Annotated in this window: 15 protein-coding genes; 6 read left to right on the forward strand and 9 right to left on the reverse strand. The window is 65.0% G+C overall.

What is annotated here, in order from left to right:
• Positions 1-26 precede the first annotated feature (26 nt).
• On the forward strand, positions 27-221 hold the full coding sequence (locus JQ566_RS32550; protein WP_212380078.1) for a hypothetical protein: 195 nt from the start codon (positions 27-29) through the stop codon (positions 219-221).
• Between the two features lie 10 nt (positions 222-231).
• Here JQ566_RS32550 and JQ566_RS32555 read toward each other — a convergent pair whose 3' ends face one another.
• Together JQ566_RS32555 and JQ566_RS32560 are read right to left on the reverse strand one after the other, a co-directional pair.
• Positions 232-936, reverse strand: coding sequence for a tetratricopeptide repeat protein (locus JQ566_RS32555; protein WP_212380026.1), 705 nt, complete (start codon positions 934-936; stop codon positions 232-234).
• A gap of 118 nt (positions 937-1,054) precedes the next feature.
• Positions 1,055-1,429: a hypothetical protein gene (locus JQ566_RS32560; RefSeq protein WP_212380028.1), complete on the reverse strand. Its 375-nt coding sequence runs from the start codon at positions 1,427-1,429 to the stop codon at positions 1,055-1,057.
• A gap of 256 nt (positions 1,430-1,685) precedes the next feature.
• Between JQ566_RS32560 and JQ566_RS32565 the strand changes: the two genes are divergently transcribed.
• Positions 1,686-3,080 (forward strand): peptidoglycan-binding protein, encoded by a 1,395-nt coding sequence (locus JQ566_RS32565; RefSeq protein WP_212380030.1) that lies wholly within the window; start codon positions 1,686-1,688, stop codon positions 3,078-3,080.
• Positions 3,081-3,223: 143 nt separating this feature from the next.
• Here JQ566_RS32565 and JQ566_RS32570 read toward each other — a convergent pair whose 3' ends face one another.
• From JQ566_RS32570 to JQ566_RS32590, 5 genes are read right to left on the reverse strand one after another with little or no spacing between them, the layout of a single operon-like run.
• The gene (locus JQ566_RS32570) at positions 3,224-3,946 is read right to left on the reverse strand and encodes an AprI/Inh family metalloprotease inhibitor (RefSeq protein WP_212380032.1); all 723 of its coding nucleotides are present in this window, start codon (positions 3,944-3,946) and stop codon (positions 3,224-3,226) included.
• Positions 3,943-4,935 carry a 2-hydroxyacid dehydrogenase gene (locus JQ566_RS32575; RefSeq protein WP_212380034.1) on the reverse strand — a complete coding sequence of 331 codons (993 nt, stop codon included), beginning with the start codon at positions 4,933-4,935 and terminating at the stop codon, positions 3,943-3,945. The genes JQ566_RS32570 and JQ566_RS32575 overlap by 4 nt, the downstream gene beginning before the upstream one ends.
• Entirely contained in the window at positions 4,935-5,753 is an 819-nt protein-coding gene (locus tag JQ566_RS32580) for an ABC transporter permease (protein WP_212380036.1), read from the reverse strand. The genes JQ566_RS32575 and JQ566_RS32580 overlap by 1 nt, the downstream gene beginning before the upstream one ends.
• Complete coding sequence (locus tag JQ566_RS32585) at positions 5,750-6,565, reverse strand: ABC transporter ATP-binding protein (RefSeq protein WP_212380038.1); 816 nt, start codon at positions 6,563-6,565, stop codon at positions 5,750-5,752. Before JQ566_RS32585 ends, JQ566_RS32580 begins: the two co-directional genes overlap by 4 nt.
• 3 nt (positions 6,566-6,568) lie before the next feature.
• Positions 6,569-7,591 (reverse strand): ABC transporter substrate-binding protein, encoded by a 1,023-nt coding sequence (locus tag JQ566_RS32590; protein WP_212380040.1) that lies wholly within the window; start codon positions 7,589-7,591, stop codon positions 6,569-6,571.
• 138 nt (positions 7,592-7,729) lie between these two features.
• Here JQ566_RS32590 and JQ566_RS32595 point away from each other — a divergent pair, with 138 nt between their 5' ends.
• The 3 genes from JQ566_RS32595 to JQ566_RS32605 all read left to right on the forward strand — a co-directional run bounded on the left by JQ566_RS32595 (position 7,730) and on the right by JQ566_RS32605 (position 11,330).
• Positions 7,730-8,536, forward strand: a complete 807-nt coding sequence (locus tag JQ566_RS32595) for a creatininase family protein (protein WP_212380042.1) — start codon at positions 7,730-7,732, stop codon at positions 8,534-8,536.
• Between the two features lie 140 nt (positions 8,537-8,676).
• Positions 8,677-8,940 (forward strand): hypothetical protein, encoded by a 264-nt coding sequence (locus tag JQ566_RS32600; RefSeq protein WP_212380044.1) that lies wholly within the window; start codon positions 8,677-8,679, stop codon positions 8,938-8,940.
• Positions 8,941-9,380: 440 nt separating this feature from the next.
• Positions 9,381-11,330, forward strand: coding sequence for a carbohydrate porin (locus tag JQ566_RS32605; RefSeq protein WP_249139945.1), 1,950 nt, complete (start codon positions 9,381-9,383; stop codon positions 11,328-11,330).
• 9 nt (positions 11,331-11,339) lie between these two features.
• On the opposite strand, the gene JQ566_RS32610 is transcribed toward JQ566_RS32605, so the two are convergent.
• Complete coding sequence (locus JQ566_RS32610; RefSeq protein ID WP_212380048.1) at positions 11,340-12,071, reverse strand: sulfite exporter TauE/SafE family protein; 732 nt, start codon at positions 12,069-12,071, stop codon at positions 11,340-11,342.
• 116 nt (positions 12,072-12,187) lie between these two features.
• A complete protein-coding gene (locus JQ566_RS32615; protein ID WP_212380051.1) occupies positions 12,188-14,263 on the reverse strand; it encodes a methyl-accepting chemotaxis protein in 2,076 nt (691 codons plus the stop codon).
• Positions 14,264-14,508: 245 nt separating this feature from the next.
• Between JQ566_RS32615 and JQ566_RS32620 the strand changes: the two genes are divergently transcribed.
• Positions 14,509-15,804, forward strand: coding sequence for a hemolysin family protein (locus JQ566_RS32620; protein ID WP_212380053.1), 1,296 nt, complete (start codon positions 14,509-14,511; stop codon positions 15,802-15,804).
• The last annotated feature ends 237 nt before the right edge of the window (positions 15,805-16,041 follow it).

Genomic DNA, 16,041 nt, shown 5'->3' on the forward strand with positions numbered 1-16,041 from the left:
CGAGGTGATCAAGCGCGGGATGCGGGATGCGGTTGATCCAGAGCCGCAAATTAGATGACAAGGACAGCATGAGCGACTGGCTGCACAATCTGCCGGTGCCCTTGATGGCGCCGGCGATCTTCGAATTCACCTATCTCCTTGCCGCGGTCATCTTCGCGGGCGTGGCGCTGGCCGCGACCGAGGAGCGCGCGAAGTCGCTGAAGGCGATCTCGAACGGCTGAACAGCGCCGATCAGATCGCCGGCTTTCGGGCCGCTTTCAGATGATCTTCCGCGGCTGTGATACCGGCGAATGCCTTGAGCGTCAGAGCGGTCGGTTGCGGCTTCCATGCAGCGACCAGCCTTTCTGCATTCTCGAGTTCCGGCTTAGACAACAGGCTGGCCATCTCGTTGACATTCTTGGCCGGCGCCACCTTCGAGAGTTTGAAATAGGCATACGACAGGGACAGATCCCTCGGCGTGCCCTTTCCGGCAGAATACGCACGGGACAGGCTGAAGAGGGCGGCAGGAAGTCCCTGATCGCCTGCCAGCTTCCACCATTTCAGCGCTTCTTCTGAATTTCCTTGTCGGTCATACATGAGAGCGACGTCGTGCTGGGCGCGCGCATATCCCGCTTTGGCAGAAACGAGCTTGTATTTCAGTGCTTGATCCGAGTCAGTTGCGACGATGCTCGCGCCTTGCCCGTCATAATAACAACCGAGCTTGTAGGCCCCCAACGGATCGTTGGCCGCGGCCGATTTCTGAAACCACTCGAATGCCTGGCTGCGATCCTGCTGCGTGCCGATACCGTTATTATGCATCATGCCGACATGATATTGGGCCTCGGCATCTCCGCGATTGGCCAGTGTCACCATCGTATTGAAGGTGCCCGCGTCGTTCGCACTGGCAGGCATCGCAAAAAATAGAAGACAGGAGAAAGCCAGGGCAACGAATTTCATATCAAAGCTCGATCGAGTTTGAACCGTTCCGTCTTGGTCGCTCAAGACGCAAGAAAAGTTCGAAGTTCGGGAAGAATTCCGAAATCAGCGGATTTTTGGCCTGCACGAGCCCGTCAGCTCACGGCTCGACCCAGCGCTGCACGGCCTCGACAGTGTCCGCAGGCGTGGTGTTGAAGCAGATCGCGGCGTCAGGCGCCAGGCGATGGACCAGGTTCAGCACCTTCTCGAACAGCAGCAGACGCTCCTTCTGCTCGCGCAGGCCGGCGCCGATCACGATGCAGTCGAAGCGCTCGTCGCGCAGTGCCGCCGTGACTCCGGCTTCCGCCGTGGCATCGAGATCGATCAGGCAGCTCGTGACCTCGAAGCCGAGGCCGCGCAAACGCAGCAGTTGCGCCTCGATATAGCTGCGGACATGTTCGGGCGTCAGCTGCGGAAATGCGCTGTCGTCCGCATTGCCGGGTTCGATGCCGATCGCGAGGACGCGCTTGGCCATGCGGGGGCTCCTTGCCGGACCGTCTCGCCTCGCTAACGGATGGACGGCCGTGCCGGTTCCCTGACGGTGGCCGCCCCGCGCTTCCAGTTCTACCAATGATTTCACGCCAGCGCTGTAAGCCATTTCACATGCGCCGGGCCGGCGGATTGCCGGATTTTCCGGAGATCACGCTGAACTCACGCGTCGATCACGGCAGCCGGTTCACTTTGGCTTGCACGGAGACTCGATAATTCATTCAATTTGCGGGAGCGGAAAAATGATCTCATTCGAGCGCTTGAAGAGCGAATATGAGCGGAATTGGGCCAATCTCGAAATCCGGCCCGGACGCCTCGCCGAGGCGAATGCCGTCGCCCGCAAGGCCCTCAACGGCAAGGCGACCTATCAGCAGATCGAGCGGTTGACGGGCGTCCCCTGGCCTTTTGCCGCGCTCTGCCACTACCGCGAGTCCAACTTCGATTTCGACACTTACCTCGGCAACGGCGAGTCGCTGCATCGCGTGACCACCATCGTTCCGAAGGGGCGCGGCCCGTTTGCCACGTTCGTGGACGGCGCCGTGGATGCGTTCAGGATCCAGAACTTCATCGGCGCGCACGATTGGTGTATCGCGCGGATGCTGTTCCGGCTCGAGGCGTTCAACGGCTTCGGCTATCACGCCAAGGGCGTCAATTCGCCCTATCTCTATGGCGGCTCGACACTGTACGGCCCGCCGGAGGCAAGGGCAGGAAAATTCGTCCGCGACCATGTGTTCGACACCAATCACGTGGATTCCCAGCTCGGCACGGCCGTGATCCTGCATGCGATGATGGCGCTCGATTCCTCGATCACCCTCGACGGCAGCCCGCAATTCGCCGGCCGCACCGAGCCCGAGGACGATGCGGCCTCGACGGTCATTCTCATGCAGCAGGCGCTCAACAGGCTCGGCGCCAATCCGCCGCTCGCCGAGGACGGCATCAGCGGACCGAAGACCAGGGCCGCCGTCTCGCTGTTTCAGCAACAGAACGGCCTGAGGGATACCGGGCTGCTCGATGCCGCCACGGTCGCCGCGATCACGCGCGCGATGCAGCAGCCGGGCCCCGCCGGGCAGACCGGCGATCTGTCGCAGATCCTGAAGCGGCTGGAGGACCTCGCACAGGTGCTGCGACCGCCGGCAAGCGGCGCAATGCTGCCGGCAATTGTGCCGAGCAACACATTGCCTGCCACCAACGACCCGGTCAGCCTGTTCGAACGGCTTTTCGCCCTCATCAACAAGACGGCGCCCGTGCCAGGACCAGTCGCCCCGACGAGCCCCGCCCCGGTCGATCAGCTGAAGCAGGTCGTCGACCTGCTCAGCACCCTGCTCAACAACGGCGGCGGCAAGCCCATGCTCGGCCAGGTCAACGGCGCGCTCGGCGAGACCATCGGCAAGCTGCTCGACGGCAAGAAGACCGCGCTCGGTATCGGCGGCTCGGTGCTCACCGCGCTGCTCTCGTCGGTGCCGGCAACCCCCAATGCGAGCGGCATTGCCGGGCTGCTCGGGACGATCGTGTCGGCCGTGCCCGGCCTTGGCCAGTTCGCGATGCCGATCTCGCTCGCACTCGCCGTCTGGGGCGTGCTCGGCAAGATGGAGAAATGGGCGCAAGGCACCGCGCCGCCGCCGAGGGTGACGACGTAGTCTGCCGCCATCCTTCGAGACGCCCGCCTACGGCGGGCCCTCAGGATGAGGTCCCGTTTCGCGGCGGGATCTCAGACCCTCATGGTGAGGAGCCCGCCAAAGCGGGCGTCGCGAACCATGAAGGCCGAGCACGTCGGCGACGCCTACTGACGCAGCATGATCAGGGGATCGGCGGTGTCGGGGACGCGGCGCCACTGCGCGTTGTCGTCGGCCTCGAACTGCCAGGCTTCGCCTGATTTCGACATCAGGATGATCTGGCCGCGCTCGAGCCGCCACTGCGTCGGGTTGAACTGCGCGATCGTCGCGTCGCATCTCGGCTTGAGGAAGACCTGGAAATTGTCGCCCCCCGCTTCGGTGTTGGTCAGCGTCAGCCCGCACACCGGCTGGCCGTTGCCGCGCACCATCGACCAGTCGCCGATCATCTGGTCCATTGACTTCGCCATGGAGCGGGCGGCGGCGAGGTCCTGCAGGATGTAGACGCCCTCGCCCTGGCGCAGGCCCTCGAAGATGCCGGCCTCGACCTCGGTGAAGTCGATCACGGCTTCGCCGGTCGCATCCTGCAAGCGGACGATGTCGAGGCCCTTCACGCTCCAGGCGACGATGTCCTTGGTGAAGGGCAGCGCGGTCTTGCAGGCCGGCTCCAGCTCCAGCTTGAAACCCTGGCCTGCGGCATCAGCCTTGAGCGTGACGACACAGGTCTTGCTGCGCTCGGTGGTCGAGAGCTCCCACTGTCCGGGCATCGACTTCTTCAGGGTCGTCGCATCCTGCGCATGCGCGATGCCGATCGCGGCCAGATAGGCCGCGACGGCGCCGATCGCGGCCAAGTAGGCCGCGACGGCGAATGCAGCGGCCCGAAGAACTCTCATCCGCGCCCCTTGACCGGCGTTTCCGCAACCGGCGTCAGCGGCGCCTTGCCGGCGAACCAGGCCTTGAGGTTGTCGACGACGAGCTGGTCCATCGCGTTGCGCGTCACCACCGAGGCCGAGCCGATATGCGGCAGCAGCACGACGTTCTGCATGGACTTGAGCTCGTCGGGCACGTTCGGCTCGGCCGCGAACACGTCGAGGCCGGCGGCGAGGATGGTGCCGGATTTCAGCGCCTGGATCAGCGCCGGCTCGTCGACCACGGAGCCGCGGGCCACGTTGACCAGCACGCCGCGCGGACCGAGCGCCTTCAGCACCTCGGCATTGATCATCTTGTTCGTGCTGGCGCCGCCCGGCACGATCACCATCAGCGTGTCCACCGCCTTCGCCATCTCGATCAGGTCGGGGTAGTGCTTGTAGGAGACGTCCTTGGACGGATTGCGCGAGTGGTAGACCACCGGCACCAGCGAGGCATCGAGCCGGCGCGCGATGGCCTGGCCGATCCGACCCATGCCGACGATGCCGACCTTGCGGTCGCGCAGCGAGCCGACGCTGAGCGGATAGTTCTGGGTCTGCCAGAGCCCGGAGCGCACATAGCGGTCGGCCTTGATGAACTCGCGCAAGGTAGCGATCAGAAGGCCCATCGCGACGTCGGCGACCTCCTCGGTCAGCACGTCGGGCGTGTTGGTGACGACGATATTGTGCTCGGCGGCGTATTTGGCGTCGACATGGTCGTAGCCGACGCCGAAGCTCGCCACCATCTCCAGCTTCGGCAGCTGCGCCAGCGAATCCCTGTCCGCACGCACGGTGTGATAGGTCACGGCGACGCCGCGGATCCTGTCGCGGATCGCCGGCGTCAATCGCTCGAGGTCGCCTCGCGTCTCGGCCTTGTGCACGACGAAATGATCGGAAAACCCGTTCTCGAGGATCGGCCGGACCGGTCCATAAATCAAAAGATCGATCTTTTCGGACGAAATCGAACCGGTAGACATCAGTTTTCCTTTCCAAGCGCGCTCTCGTGCCAGCGCCGTAAAACGAGGTGGGAAACTACCGCCAGCACCCCATAGATGACAATCCCGGCCAGCGACAACAAAAGCAGCGCGGCGAACATGCGGGGTATGTTCAATCGATAGCCCGACTCGGCGATCCTGTAGGCGAGCCCGGAGCCGGCGCCGGCTGTTCCCGCCGCGATCTCGGCAACGACCGCGCCGATCAGCGACAGGCCGCCGGCGATGCGCAGGCCTCCGAGAATATAGGGCAGTGCCGCGGGCAGTTTCAGGAAGCGCAGGGTCTGTGGCGGCGAGGCGCCGTAGAGCTGGAACAGGCCGGCGAGATTGCGGTCCACCGAATTCAGCCCGAGCGTGGTGTTGGACAGCACCGGAAAAAAGGCGACGATGAAGGCGCAGACGACCACCGCAGTCTGCTGCTCCAGATAGATCAGGAGCAGCGGCGCGATCGCGATGACAGGCGTCACCTGCAGCACGACGGCATAGGGGAACAGCGAATATTCCACCCATTTCGACTGGTTGAACAGCAGCGCCAGCGCAATGCCGCCGATGCTGGCGGCGACAAAACCTTCGAGCGTCGTCAGCAGCGTGGTGGCGAGCGATTGTGACAGCACCGCCCAGTCCTTGATCAGCGTCAGGACGATGATCGACGGCGCCGGCAGCACGTAAGGCGGGATCTCCTTGATGCGGACCACGAGTTCCCAGGCAAGGAGGCCGGCTGCGAACACGATGACGGGCGGCACGAAGCGCATCGCACGCTGCGCATGGGGCGAGCTTGCGGGCACGGGAGCTTGCGCGCTCATAGCGTCGACTGCCCCGAATAAGACGGCGCCAGCGCCGCCGACACTCTTCGGCAATAATCGGAATAGGCGGCCGAGGTGCGAAACTCCTCCCCGCGCGGCTCGACCGTCTCGATGCGGATGTCGGCCTGGATACGGCCGGGCCGCGCCGTCATGACGACGACGCGCTGCGACAGGTAGACGGATTCGAACACCGAATGGGTGACGAAGATGACGGTCTTGCGCAAGGACCGCCACAGCGCGAGCAGATCGTTGTTGAGGCGGAAGCGCGTGATCTCGTCGAGCGCCGCGAACGGCTCATCCATCAGGAGGATATCGGGATCGGTGACGAGCGCGCGCGCCAGCGACACCCGCATCTTCATGCCGCCGGAGAGCTCGCGCGGATAGGCGTCGGCGAAATCGGCAAGGCCGACACTGGCCAGCGCCGCGTCGGCACGCGCGCGCCCTTCCGCTTTCGGCACGCCTGCGAGCTTCAAGGGTAGCCGCACGTTCTCGCGGACGTTGGTCCAGGGCATCAGGGTCGGCTCCTGGAACACGAAGCCGATGCCGTGCCCCGGCAGCACATCGCCCTCGTGCCGAGCCACCCGCACGGTGCCTGACGACGGCGCGCTGAGCTCCGCGATCAGTCGCAACACCGTCGACTTGCCGCAGCCGGACGGTCCGAGCAGCGAGATGAACTCGCCCTTGCGGACAGCGAGGTCGAACGGGCCGAGCGCCATCACGCCGTTGTCGTAGACCTTCGTCACGCCGCGCAGGCTGACGGCGAGAGCCGTCAGGCTGGCCTCGACGGCGGATGAGGTTTTGCTCGCTACCATTCCCTACGGCTTGTTCGGGCGGAGCTCGACGCCGACGCCCTTGTTGACGAAGCGCAGCGTGTAGGACTTGCGGAAATCGAGATCCGCCTTCACGACGCCGGCCTTGACCATCTTGTTGAAGAAGGAGGCATAGCGCTCGTCGCTCATCGCGCCGATGCCGTTCTTCAAGGAGTCCCCGGAATCGACGATGCCGTGCTCCTTCATCTTGGCGACGGAATAGGCTAAGAGATCGTCGGTCATCTCCGGGTTAAGCTGCTTGATCAGGGCGTTGCCGGCGGAATTGTCGCGGTAGATGTAATTGTACCAGCCGATCGTGGAGGCATCGACGAAGCGCTGCACGAGGTCGGGCTTCTTCTCGACGATGTCGCGGCGGGTCTCGATCAGCGTCGAATAGGTGTTGAAGCCGTAATCGGCGAGCAGCAGCACGCTGGGCTTGAAGCCGGCGGCCTTCTCGACCGCAAACGGCTCGGAGGTGACGTAACCCTGCATGGCGCTCTTGGGGTTGGCGATAAAGGGCTGCGGATTGAAATTGTAGGGACGGACGTTCTTCTCGCTGAAGCCGTATTCGGACTTCAGCCATTGGAAGTAGCTGGTCATCCCCTCCTTGGAGACGAACAGCGTCAGCGGCTTGAGGTCCTCGATCCTGGCGACCTTGGCGTCTGACTGCGTCAGCATCACCTGCGGATCCTTCTGGAAGATCGCGGCGATGGTCACGACGGGAACGTTGTTGGCGACCGCATCGAACGACATCAGCGTGTTGGCGGCCATGAAGAAATCGATCTTGCCGGCGATCAGCAGCATCCGGTTGTTCTCGTTGGGACCGCCGGGAACGATGGTGACGTCGAGGCCGTATTTCTTGTAGGTGCCGTCGGCGACCGCCTGGAAGAAGCCGCCATGCTCGGCCTCGGCGACCCAGTTGGTGCCGAAGGTGACCTTGTCGAGCGTTTCAGCGCGCGCCGGTGCAAGGGAGGCGAAAGCGGCCAACAAGCCCGCCGTTAACGCTCGCCGCAGATGAGAGGGGGTCATGATGGCACTCCGTCGATCGTGGCTGGCCGATATGAAGGCAACGCGATAAAACCGCATGACATTCGGGGACGCGAGCCGGCCAGGCCCGCGTCCCCTGATACCCCAAATTACGTGACAAATTCGGGCAAGGAAACCTTGATGACGCCGTCCCGCGACTGGACCGAAATCCGCTGGGCCGATGCGCACCCCGCGGAGACGTCGCGCTGGATCGCGGTGCTGCCGCTGGCGGCAACCGAGCAGCATGGCCCGCATCTGCCGCTCACCACCGACGTGCTGATCGCGGACGCTTATCTGGCTCGTGTGCGCGAGCTGTTGCCCGAGCGCGTTCCAGCCAGCTTCCTCCCCGTTGAGCCGATCGGGATTTCCACCGAACATATCGACTATCCGGGCACGCAGACGCTGCCGACCGAAATTGCGCTGAAAAAATGGACAGGGATCGGCGAGGAGGTTGCGCGCCGCGGCGTGAGGAAGCTCGTCATCGTCACCAGCCATGGCGGCAACAGCGCGGCGATGATGCTGGTGGCGCAGGACCTTCGCGCGCATCAAAAACTGTTCGTGGTGACGACGTCGTGGTCGCGGCTCTCAGGCGCGGACAAATTGTTCCCGGCCGATGAAGTGCGCCACGGCATTCACGGCGGCGCGGTCGAGACCTCGATCATGCTGGCGCGCTATCCTGATCAGGTGCGCATGAATGCGATCGCGGATTTTCCCGCGAGCAGCATCGCGATGGAGAAGCAGTACCGCTGGCTGTCGACGCAGCGCCCCGCGCCGTTCGCCTGGCAGGCGCAGGATCTCAATGCCAGCGGCGCGGTCGGCAATGCGACGCTGGCCGTGGCCGAGAAGGGCGAGCAACTGCTCGATCAGGGCGCGCGCGCCTTCTGCGAGCTGCTGGCCGAGGTCGATAACTTCGACGTGAACAGGCTCGCCAAGGGCCCCCTCGGTTAGCTTCCATCCTCCTGGATTCATTCAGGAAAGGTCGAGTCTCCGCGACCCCATTTGCGGTGTTCGAACCGGATGCGAGGAGCCTCCGTCCAACTGGGCACGCGGACCACAACGGACCGCCTCAACCCCGGATGGAGTTTCACATGTCGATCAAGACCAAGATTGCCGCTGCAGCTCTCGCTGCCCTCGCCGTGACCGGCAGCATCGTGTCCACCACCTCCGCGGCCGAAGCCAAGCAGCCCGGCTGGGTCTGGGGTGTGGGTGCCGGCATCGCCACCGCCGCCGTCGTCGGCTCCGCGATCGCCGCCAGCAACGACCCCTATTACCACGGCTATCACCGCTGCGGCTGGGTCGCCCAGTACAACGCCTTCGGCCAGTACGTCGGCCGCGTTCGTACCTGCTACTGATCTAGGTATCTGAGGCCGATCTCCCACGTGGATCCTGCGTCCGACACGGGCGCCTCATCCACCCCGTGTCGTGCCCCCGACCCGCCCGGCTGTCCCCCCGGGCGGGTCATTCGTTTTGGGGCCGCGAACTTGTTACAGCCCCGTCACACAGCGGTGCGAACCATGCTCCGCGGCACGGGGTCCAGTTGCTATTGCAAATTAATCGCAATAAATTTGTCGTAGATTCAGGAACGTGGGGCAACTTGGGACGAAGCCGGGTCGAATCGAGATCATCTCCGCCCGCTCGCGTGCGTAACGAGGCCTGATGACAGAATCGCCGCGACCCGGCAGGGATATCGCGGCGGGTGGGACAGATTCGCGTTTTGGGGGCGTACGTTTTGGCGTTGAGAGGTCACAGACACCGGTGCTTGCGAACGGCCGCGGCGATTGCCACGGGCGTGATGATTTTTCCCGCTGTCAGCCGCGCGGCCGATCTGCCGCTGAAAGCACCGGCCCTAAGAGCGGTCTATGACTGGACCGGCCTCTATATCGGCGCGCATGCCGGCTATAGCCGCGGCTCGTCGCACTTCGCGCTGAACGACGGCACCGCACTCAGCGACAGCGGCGTCTTCAGCGGCATGATCGGCGGCGTGCAGGCCGGCTACAATTATCGGCTCAACTCCGGCTGGCTGGTCGGCCTCGAAGGCGATTTCTCGTTTCCCAACTACATCACCTCGAATTCGATCGTCTCGTTCCTGGCAACGCCCGCCGACACCGTCACGCAGCAATGGGACTACACCGCGAGCCTGCGCGGCCGCGTCGGCTACACCAGCGGTCCATGGCTCGTCTATGCCACCGGCGGCTTTGCCTGGATGGGCGAACGCTATTTCGACACGCCGGCCTCCGGCGCCGAAATCCCGAAGATCCTGAACACGCGGCCCGGCTGGGTCGCAGGCGCCGGCGTGGAATACGGTTTCGCGCCGCATTGGAGCGCGCGGCTCGAATATCTCTATAGCCGCTTCGACGGCGCCAATGTCGCGTTCTCCACGGGCGCCCAATACGCGTCCTCGTCGCTCGACTTCCAGACGATCAGGCTCGGCCTCAACCGCAAGGTCGATTGGCCGGGCGTGCCGAGCTATGGCCCCAAGAACTTGCCGAACAGCTCGCTGATCGACACGGAATCCGATCGCTGGGAGATTCACGGCCAGAGCACCTATCTGCCGCAAGGCTATCCGTCGTTCCCCGCCCTCTACACTGGACCGAACTCGCTGTCGCCGGCGCGGCAGGCCAAGGCGACGTGGAGCAACAGCCTGTTCCTGAACGCGCGGCTGTGGGACGGCGGCGAGGTCTACTACAACCCCGAGCTGCTCCAGGGGTTTGGATTGAACGACACGGTCGGTGCTGCCGGCTTCCCGAACGGCGAAGCGCAGAAGTCGAACTTCCCCTACCCGCACTACAACACCTCGCGCCTGTTCGTGCGCCAGACCTTCGGCTTCGGCGGCGAGCAGGAAGAGCTTGCGAGCAGCCAGTTGCAGCTCGGCCAGAAGGTCGACGTCTCGCGCCTCACCCTGCAGGCCGGCAAGTTCCCGGTGGTCGACGTGTTCGATGGCAATGCCTACGCCAAGGACACGCGCCGGGATTTCATGAACTGGTCGATCTGGGCGCCGGGCGCCTTCGACTATTCCGCCGACAAGGTCGGCCTCACCTACGGCATCACCGCCGAGCTCAACCAGAAGCAATGGGCGCTACGCGGCGGCTATTTCCTGATGGTCTCCGAGTCCAACGCCAATCATTTCGACACCAGGGTCGGCGAACGCGGTCAATATTTGCTCGAGCTCGAGACGCGCTTCTCGCTGCTCGGCCGGCCCGGTAAGCTCAGGACCATCGGCTGGGTCGACAGCGCCAACATGGGCAGCTTCCGCGAGACGCTGGACAATCCCGCGCTCAATCTCGACATCGCGCAGACCCGCCGCGGCCGCGTGAAGTACGGCTACGTGCTCAATCTCGAGCAGGCCATCACTGATGACGTCGGGCTGTTCGGCCGCTGGAGCTGGAACGACGGCAAGACAGAAACGCTGGCCTTCACCGACATTCATCGCAGCCTGTCCGCGGGCTTGTCGATCAAGGGCACGACATGGGGCCGGCCCGATGACGTGATCGGCATCGGCGGCGCCATCAACGCGATTTCGCAGGACTATCGCGACTTCCTCGCCGCCGGCGGCCTCGGCGTGCTCGTCGGCGACGGCGCGCTCAACTACCGCAAGGAGCGCATCCTCGAAACCTATTACGCCTACGCGGTGAACAAGAACATCACCCTCACCGCCGACTACCAGCTCATCGTCAATCCCGCCTACAACGCCGACCGCGGACCGGTGTCGGTGTTTTCGGGCCGGCTGCACGGGGAGTTCTGAGCCCGCGACTCAGAACAGGAGCGCGACACCCGAGACGAACAGCAGCACGAGCACGATCTTGCGGAACGCGGCCTCGTCGATCCGGCCGAACAGTTTCAGTCCCAGCCACGTTCCAGCGAACAGGAACGGCAGGCCGAGCGCGAACAGCTTCGCCGTGTCGAGCGTGAGCGATCCCTTGGCACCGAGCCACAGCGCCGCCATGGCGAACACCACGACCGCGACCGGCTGAAACGTGGCACGCTGCGCGTCCTTGGGCAGGCCGCGCAGATTGCACCAGATGGTGACGACGATGCCGGCAAGGCCGGTCAGCCCGCCGAGCAGCCCGTTGACGAAACCAACCGTCACATCGGCGGCCGGCGGCACGACGGCCGCGACCTTGAGCTGCGGCCGGAAGAATGCATACAGGCTATAGGCGATCAGGATAGCACCGACCGCGATGCGGACACTCTTCGGATCGGCCCAGGTCAGCAGCGACACCCCGGCCGGCACGCCGATGATGGCACCGACGATGAAAGGCCACAGCCGACGCCAGTCGAGCGCAGCGCGCAGCTTCCAGACCGAATAGCCCTGCACGAGAAGGCCGAAGCCGACGATCAGGCTGGCGCTCTGCAGCGGCGTCAGCACGTAGAGCCACAGCGACGCCGCGACGAGGCCGAAGGCGAAGCCGGAGAGGCCGGCGACGAACGCGCCGGCGAAAGTGGCCAGCAGAAAAAGCGGAAGTTCGATTGCGATCCCGTCCATTGCTCGCTCCATAAATCAGCGAGCAGCGCTTGCGTGGGATCACCACTTCACGGGGAGGCTGCGACACCCCCGGGATGCAAGTCTAGGTGAAGCGGCCTCCTTGCACAATGACCTTGTTACGCCGCGCGGATCGCGTCGAGGAATTTTCCGACCTCGGTCTTGAGACGGCTGCTCTCGCCGGACAGCGATTTGGCCGACGCGAGCACGTTGGAGGAGGCCGATCCGGTCTGGCTGGCGCCGCGCTGGACGTCGACGATGCTGGCGGAGACCTGCTGGGTGCCGCGCGCGGCCTGCTGCACGTTGCGTGAGATCTCGCGCGTCGCCGCGCCCTGCTCCTCGACCGCCGCGGCGATTGCGGACGCGATCTCGGACATACGGGAGATGGTGTCGCCGATCGACTTGATGGCGCCGACGGAGTCTTCGGTCGCGGCCTGGATGCCCGAGATCTGCTGGCTGATCTCGCCGGTGGCCTTGGCGGTCTGCTCGGCCAGTGCCTTGACCTCGGACGCGACGACGGCGAAGCCGCGTCCGGCCTCGCCGGCGCGCGCCGCCTCGATGGTGGCATTGAGGGCCAGAAGATTGGTCTGGCCTGCGATCTGGCTGATGAGCTCGACGACGTCCCCGATCCGGCCCGCGGCCCTGGCGAGCTCGCCGACATGGTCGTTGGTCCGGCCCGCCTGCTGCACCGCCTCGCCGGCGATGCGCGCGGAATCCTGGACCTGACGGCTGATCTCGTCGACCGACGAAGCCATCTCCTCGGCGGCCGCGGCGACGGTCTGCACGTTGGTGGAAGCTTGTTCGGAGGCGGCCGCGACGGTCGCGGTGACCTTTTCCGATTGGTCGGCCGTGCTCGTCAGCGTTCCCGCAGACGCCTCCAGCTCGGAGGAGGCCGACGAGACGGTGTTGACGACATCGCCGATCATGGCTTCGAACTCGCGCGCGATCTGGTCCATGCGCTGGCTGCGCCGGAGCTTCGCGGCGGCCTCGACCGCGGCGGCCTCGTCGGCGGCCTTCTTGGCGAGCAGCGAATCCTTGAAGTGCTGGAGCGAGCCCATGACCTGGCCGATCTCGTCGTTGCGGCCCGTCGCGGGGATCTCGACCTCATGCTGTCCGGCGGCGAGCGTTGCGATCACGTCTGCGAGCTTCGCAAGCGGCGTCACGACGCGGCTGCGCAGCATCATGGTCACGCCACCGAGCGTTCCGAGCAGCGCCAGCACCGCAACACCCGCAAGCGCCAGCATTGCCAGCGCGCCATCGCGTGCGGCCGAAGCGCGCTCGGCTGCCTCGGCCAGCGCAGCGTCGCGCACGCCGTAGAACATCTGGATGGCCGGCACGATCACCTTCGCCAGCTCCTCGGCGGTGCCACCGTACTTGCCGTCACTCCGGGCTGCAGGAAGCTCCCTGTCCACGGCAACCGCGGCCTGTCCGAAATAGGATTCCGTTGCCGCCTTGAGCGCGGCGGCGATGCGGGAGGGATTTCCGAGCTGCTCGAGACCGGCCTCGATGCGCTCGCGATCGGCCTCCACGCGTCCCTGCATGCGGTCCATCAGCGACAGTTCAGCCGCGCCGAGCGGGCGGCGTGCGGAGAGCGCCGGGGACAGCGTGGCCGCGCGGCTGCCGGCCGAAACACGCAGATCCTGCGCCGTTCGCGCCAGGCTCAACAGCGCCGCAAGCGAGGAATCGGCATTGATGACCTTGGCCTCGAGCCGGTTCATGACCGGTTCGATGTGGCCGATGACCTCGGCAACGCCGGGCAGGAAGCCCTTTGTCGCGGCGCTGTCGCGCGCCGCCAGGGGAACGCTCATCGCGCGATCGGCCGCGATGGTGATCTCCTTCAGCCGCCGCGCGGCACGGTCGAGATTCTCGGCAATCGCGCCGCCGCCATCCAGCACCATGACGGCGCGCCTTGCGGCCTCGAAGCCCGCCTCGGCAGTTTTCGCAGCCTTCGTGGCAGCTTCGAGCTGTGCCTGCGTTGAGGCGCCTTCCTGGAAGATCGGTCCGATATAGGGCGCGCGAAGGCTCGCGACATGCTGGCTGGCCAGCAGCGTTGCGCCAAAGGCATCGACGGTCTTGATCGCGTCGGAGCGGTTCGTGAAGATGCGCGTCTGGGGTATCAGCACCTCGGCGCCAAGGATGACTGCAAATACCGTCACCGTCAGCATCGACAGCGCGAAAAGCTTTCCGATCCGCATTCCTCAGGTCCCCCGAATACATTTCTGCAATGTCGAAAACCTAGCCGACGGCCACTAAGGGCTCGTTAAGCAACGATCCGTAGTTCCGCGGAGTGTCAGGTCGTCGCGGAGAGCCTTGAAAACGCTGTCCCGCGCGGGTTCCCTTGGGTACGAATGCGCAGAGTTGCCAGCACTTCCTCACCGAATACCTATATCAATGGCGTGCGCCGCCGCCCGCGCCACACTTGCTTACCTCTGGAACGTCAATGCTTTCGCTGGAGCTCGTTATCGTCGTCGTCCTGATCGTCATCAACGGCCTGCTCTCGATGTCCGAGCTGGCCGTGGTCTCGTCGCGCCCGGCGCGGCTGTCGCTGCTCGCGGCCAAGGGCGTGCGCGGCGCCGAGCGGGCGCTGACGCTGGCGGCCGATCCCGGCAAGTTCCTGTCGACGGTGCAGATCGGCATCACGCTGGTCGGCGTGCTCTCCGGCGCGTTCTCGGGCGCGACACTCGGGCAGCGGCTGACGCAATGGCTGCTCGAGCTCGGCCTCTCCTCAGGGCTTGCCGAGATCGTCGGGGTCGGCATCGTCGTCACGCTGATCACCTACGCCACCTTGATCGTCGGCGAGCTGGTGCCGAAGCAGGTCGCGCTGCGCGATCCCGAAAGCATCGCAGTCCGGGTCGCGCCGGCGATGCACGCGCTTGCGAAGATATCGCTGCCGCTCGTCTTTCTGCTCGACGTCTCCGGCAAGCTGATCCTCACGCTGCTCGGCCGCGGCGGCAAGGCCGAGGAGAAGGTCTCGGAGGACGAGATCCATCACCTCGTCAGCGAGGCCGAGAGCGCCGGCGTGCTCGAGCCCGGCGAGAAGGAGATGATCGCCGGCGTGATGCGGCTCGGCGACCGGCCGGTCGGCGCCGTCATGACGCCGCGCACGGATGTCGACGAGATCGACCTGAACGACGAGCCGGCCGCCATCCAGGAGATCATCGCCAAGAGCCCGCATTCGCGATTTCCCGTCTCCGACGGCGACCGCGACAAGCCGATCGGCGTGCTTCAGGCCAAGGATTTGCTGGTTGCTTATATGAACGAACGCAACCCGGACCTGCGCGCGCTCGTGCGCGAGGCGCCCGGCATCCCGGTGTCGGCAGATGCGCGCGACGTGCTGACGATCCTGAAAGCTGCTCCGGTTCACGTCGGCTTCGTCTATGACGAATACGGCGCCTTCGAAGGCATGGTGACGGCCTCCGACATCCTCGAATCGATCGTCGGCGCCTTCCATTCCGAGGCGGGACCGCCCGAGCCGGCCTTCATCAGGCGCGACGACGACTCGCTCCTGATCTCCGGCTGGATGCCGGTCGACGAGTTCGGCGAACTGCTCGGCATCGAGCTGCCGCCGCATCGCTACAACACGGTCGCAGGGCTGGTGCTGCAACAGTTCAACGCGCTCCCCAACGCCGGCGACGCCTTCGATTTCGGCGGCTGGCACATCGAGGTGATCGATCTCGACGGGCGGAGGATCGACAAGATTTTGGCGAGCCGGCGGGACGAGCAGGCTGCGGCGTGAGGATGGGCACCTGCGTGTGAGAACGCAGAACGGCATACCAACCTCCGCTCGTCGTCCCGGACAAGCGCGCCCCAAGCGCGCGCTGATCCGGGACCCATACTCCCAGTAAGCGGTCTGGCGAAGACAGGGCGTTCGGTACTGCGACCAACCGCAACGATAGATCACGCGGTATGGGTCCCGGATCGGCGCTCCGCTCTAGACAACGCTACGCGTTGTCGAGAGCTGCGCTTGTCCGGG

Origin of the sequence: Bradyrhizobium sp. SZCCT0231 (genome assembly GCF_018130245.1) — a bacterium.
In the GTDB taxonomy this organism is placed as follows: Bacteria; Pseudomonadota; Alphaproteobacteria; order Rhizobiales; family Xanthobacteraceae; genus Bradyrhizobium; species Bradyrhizobium japonicum_F.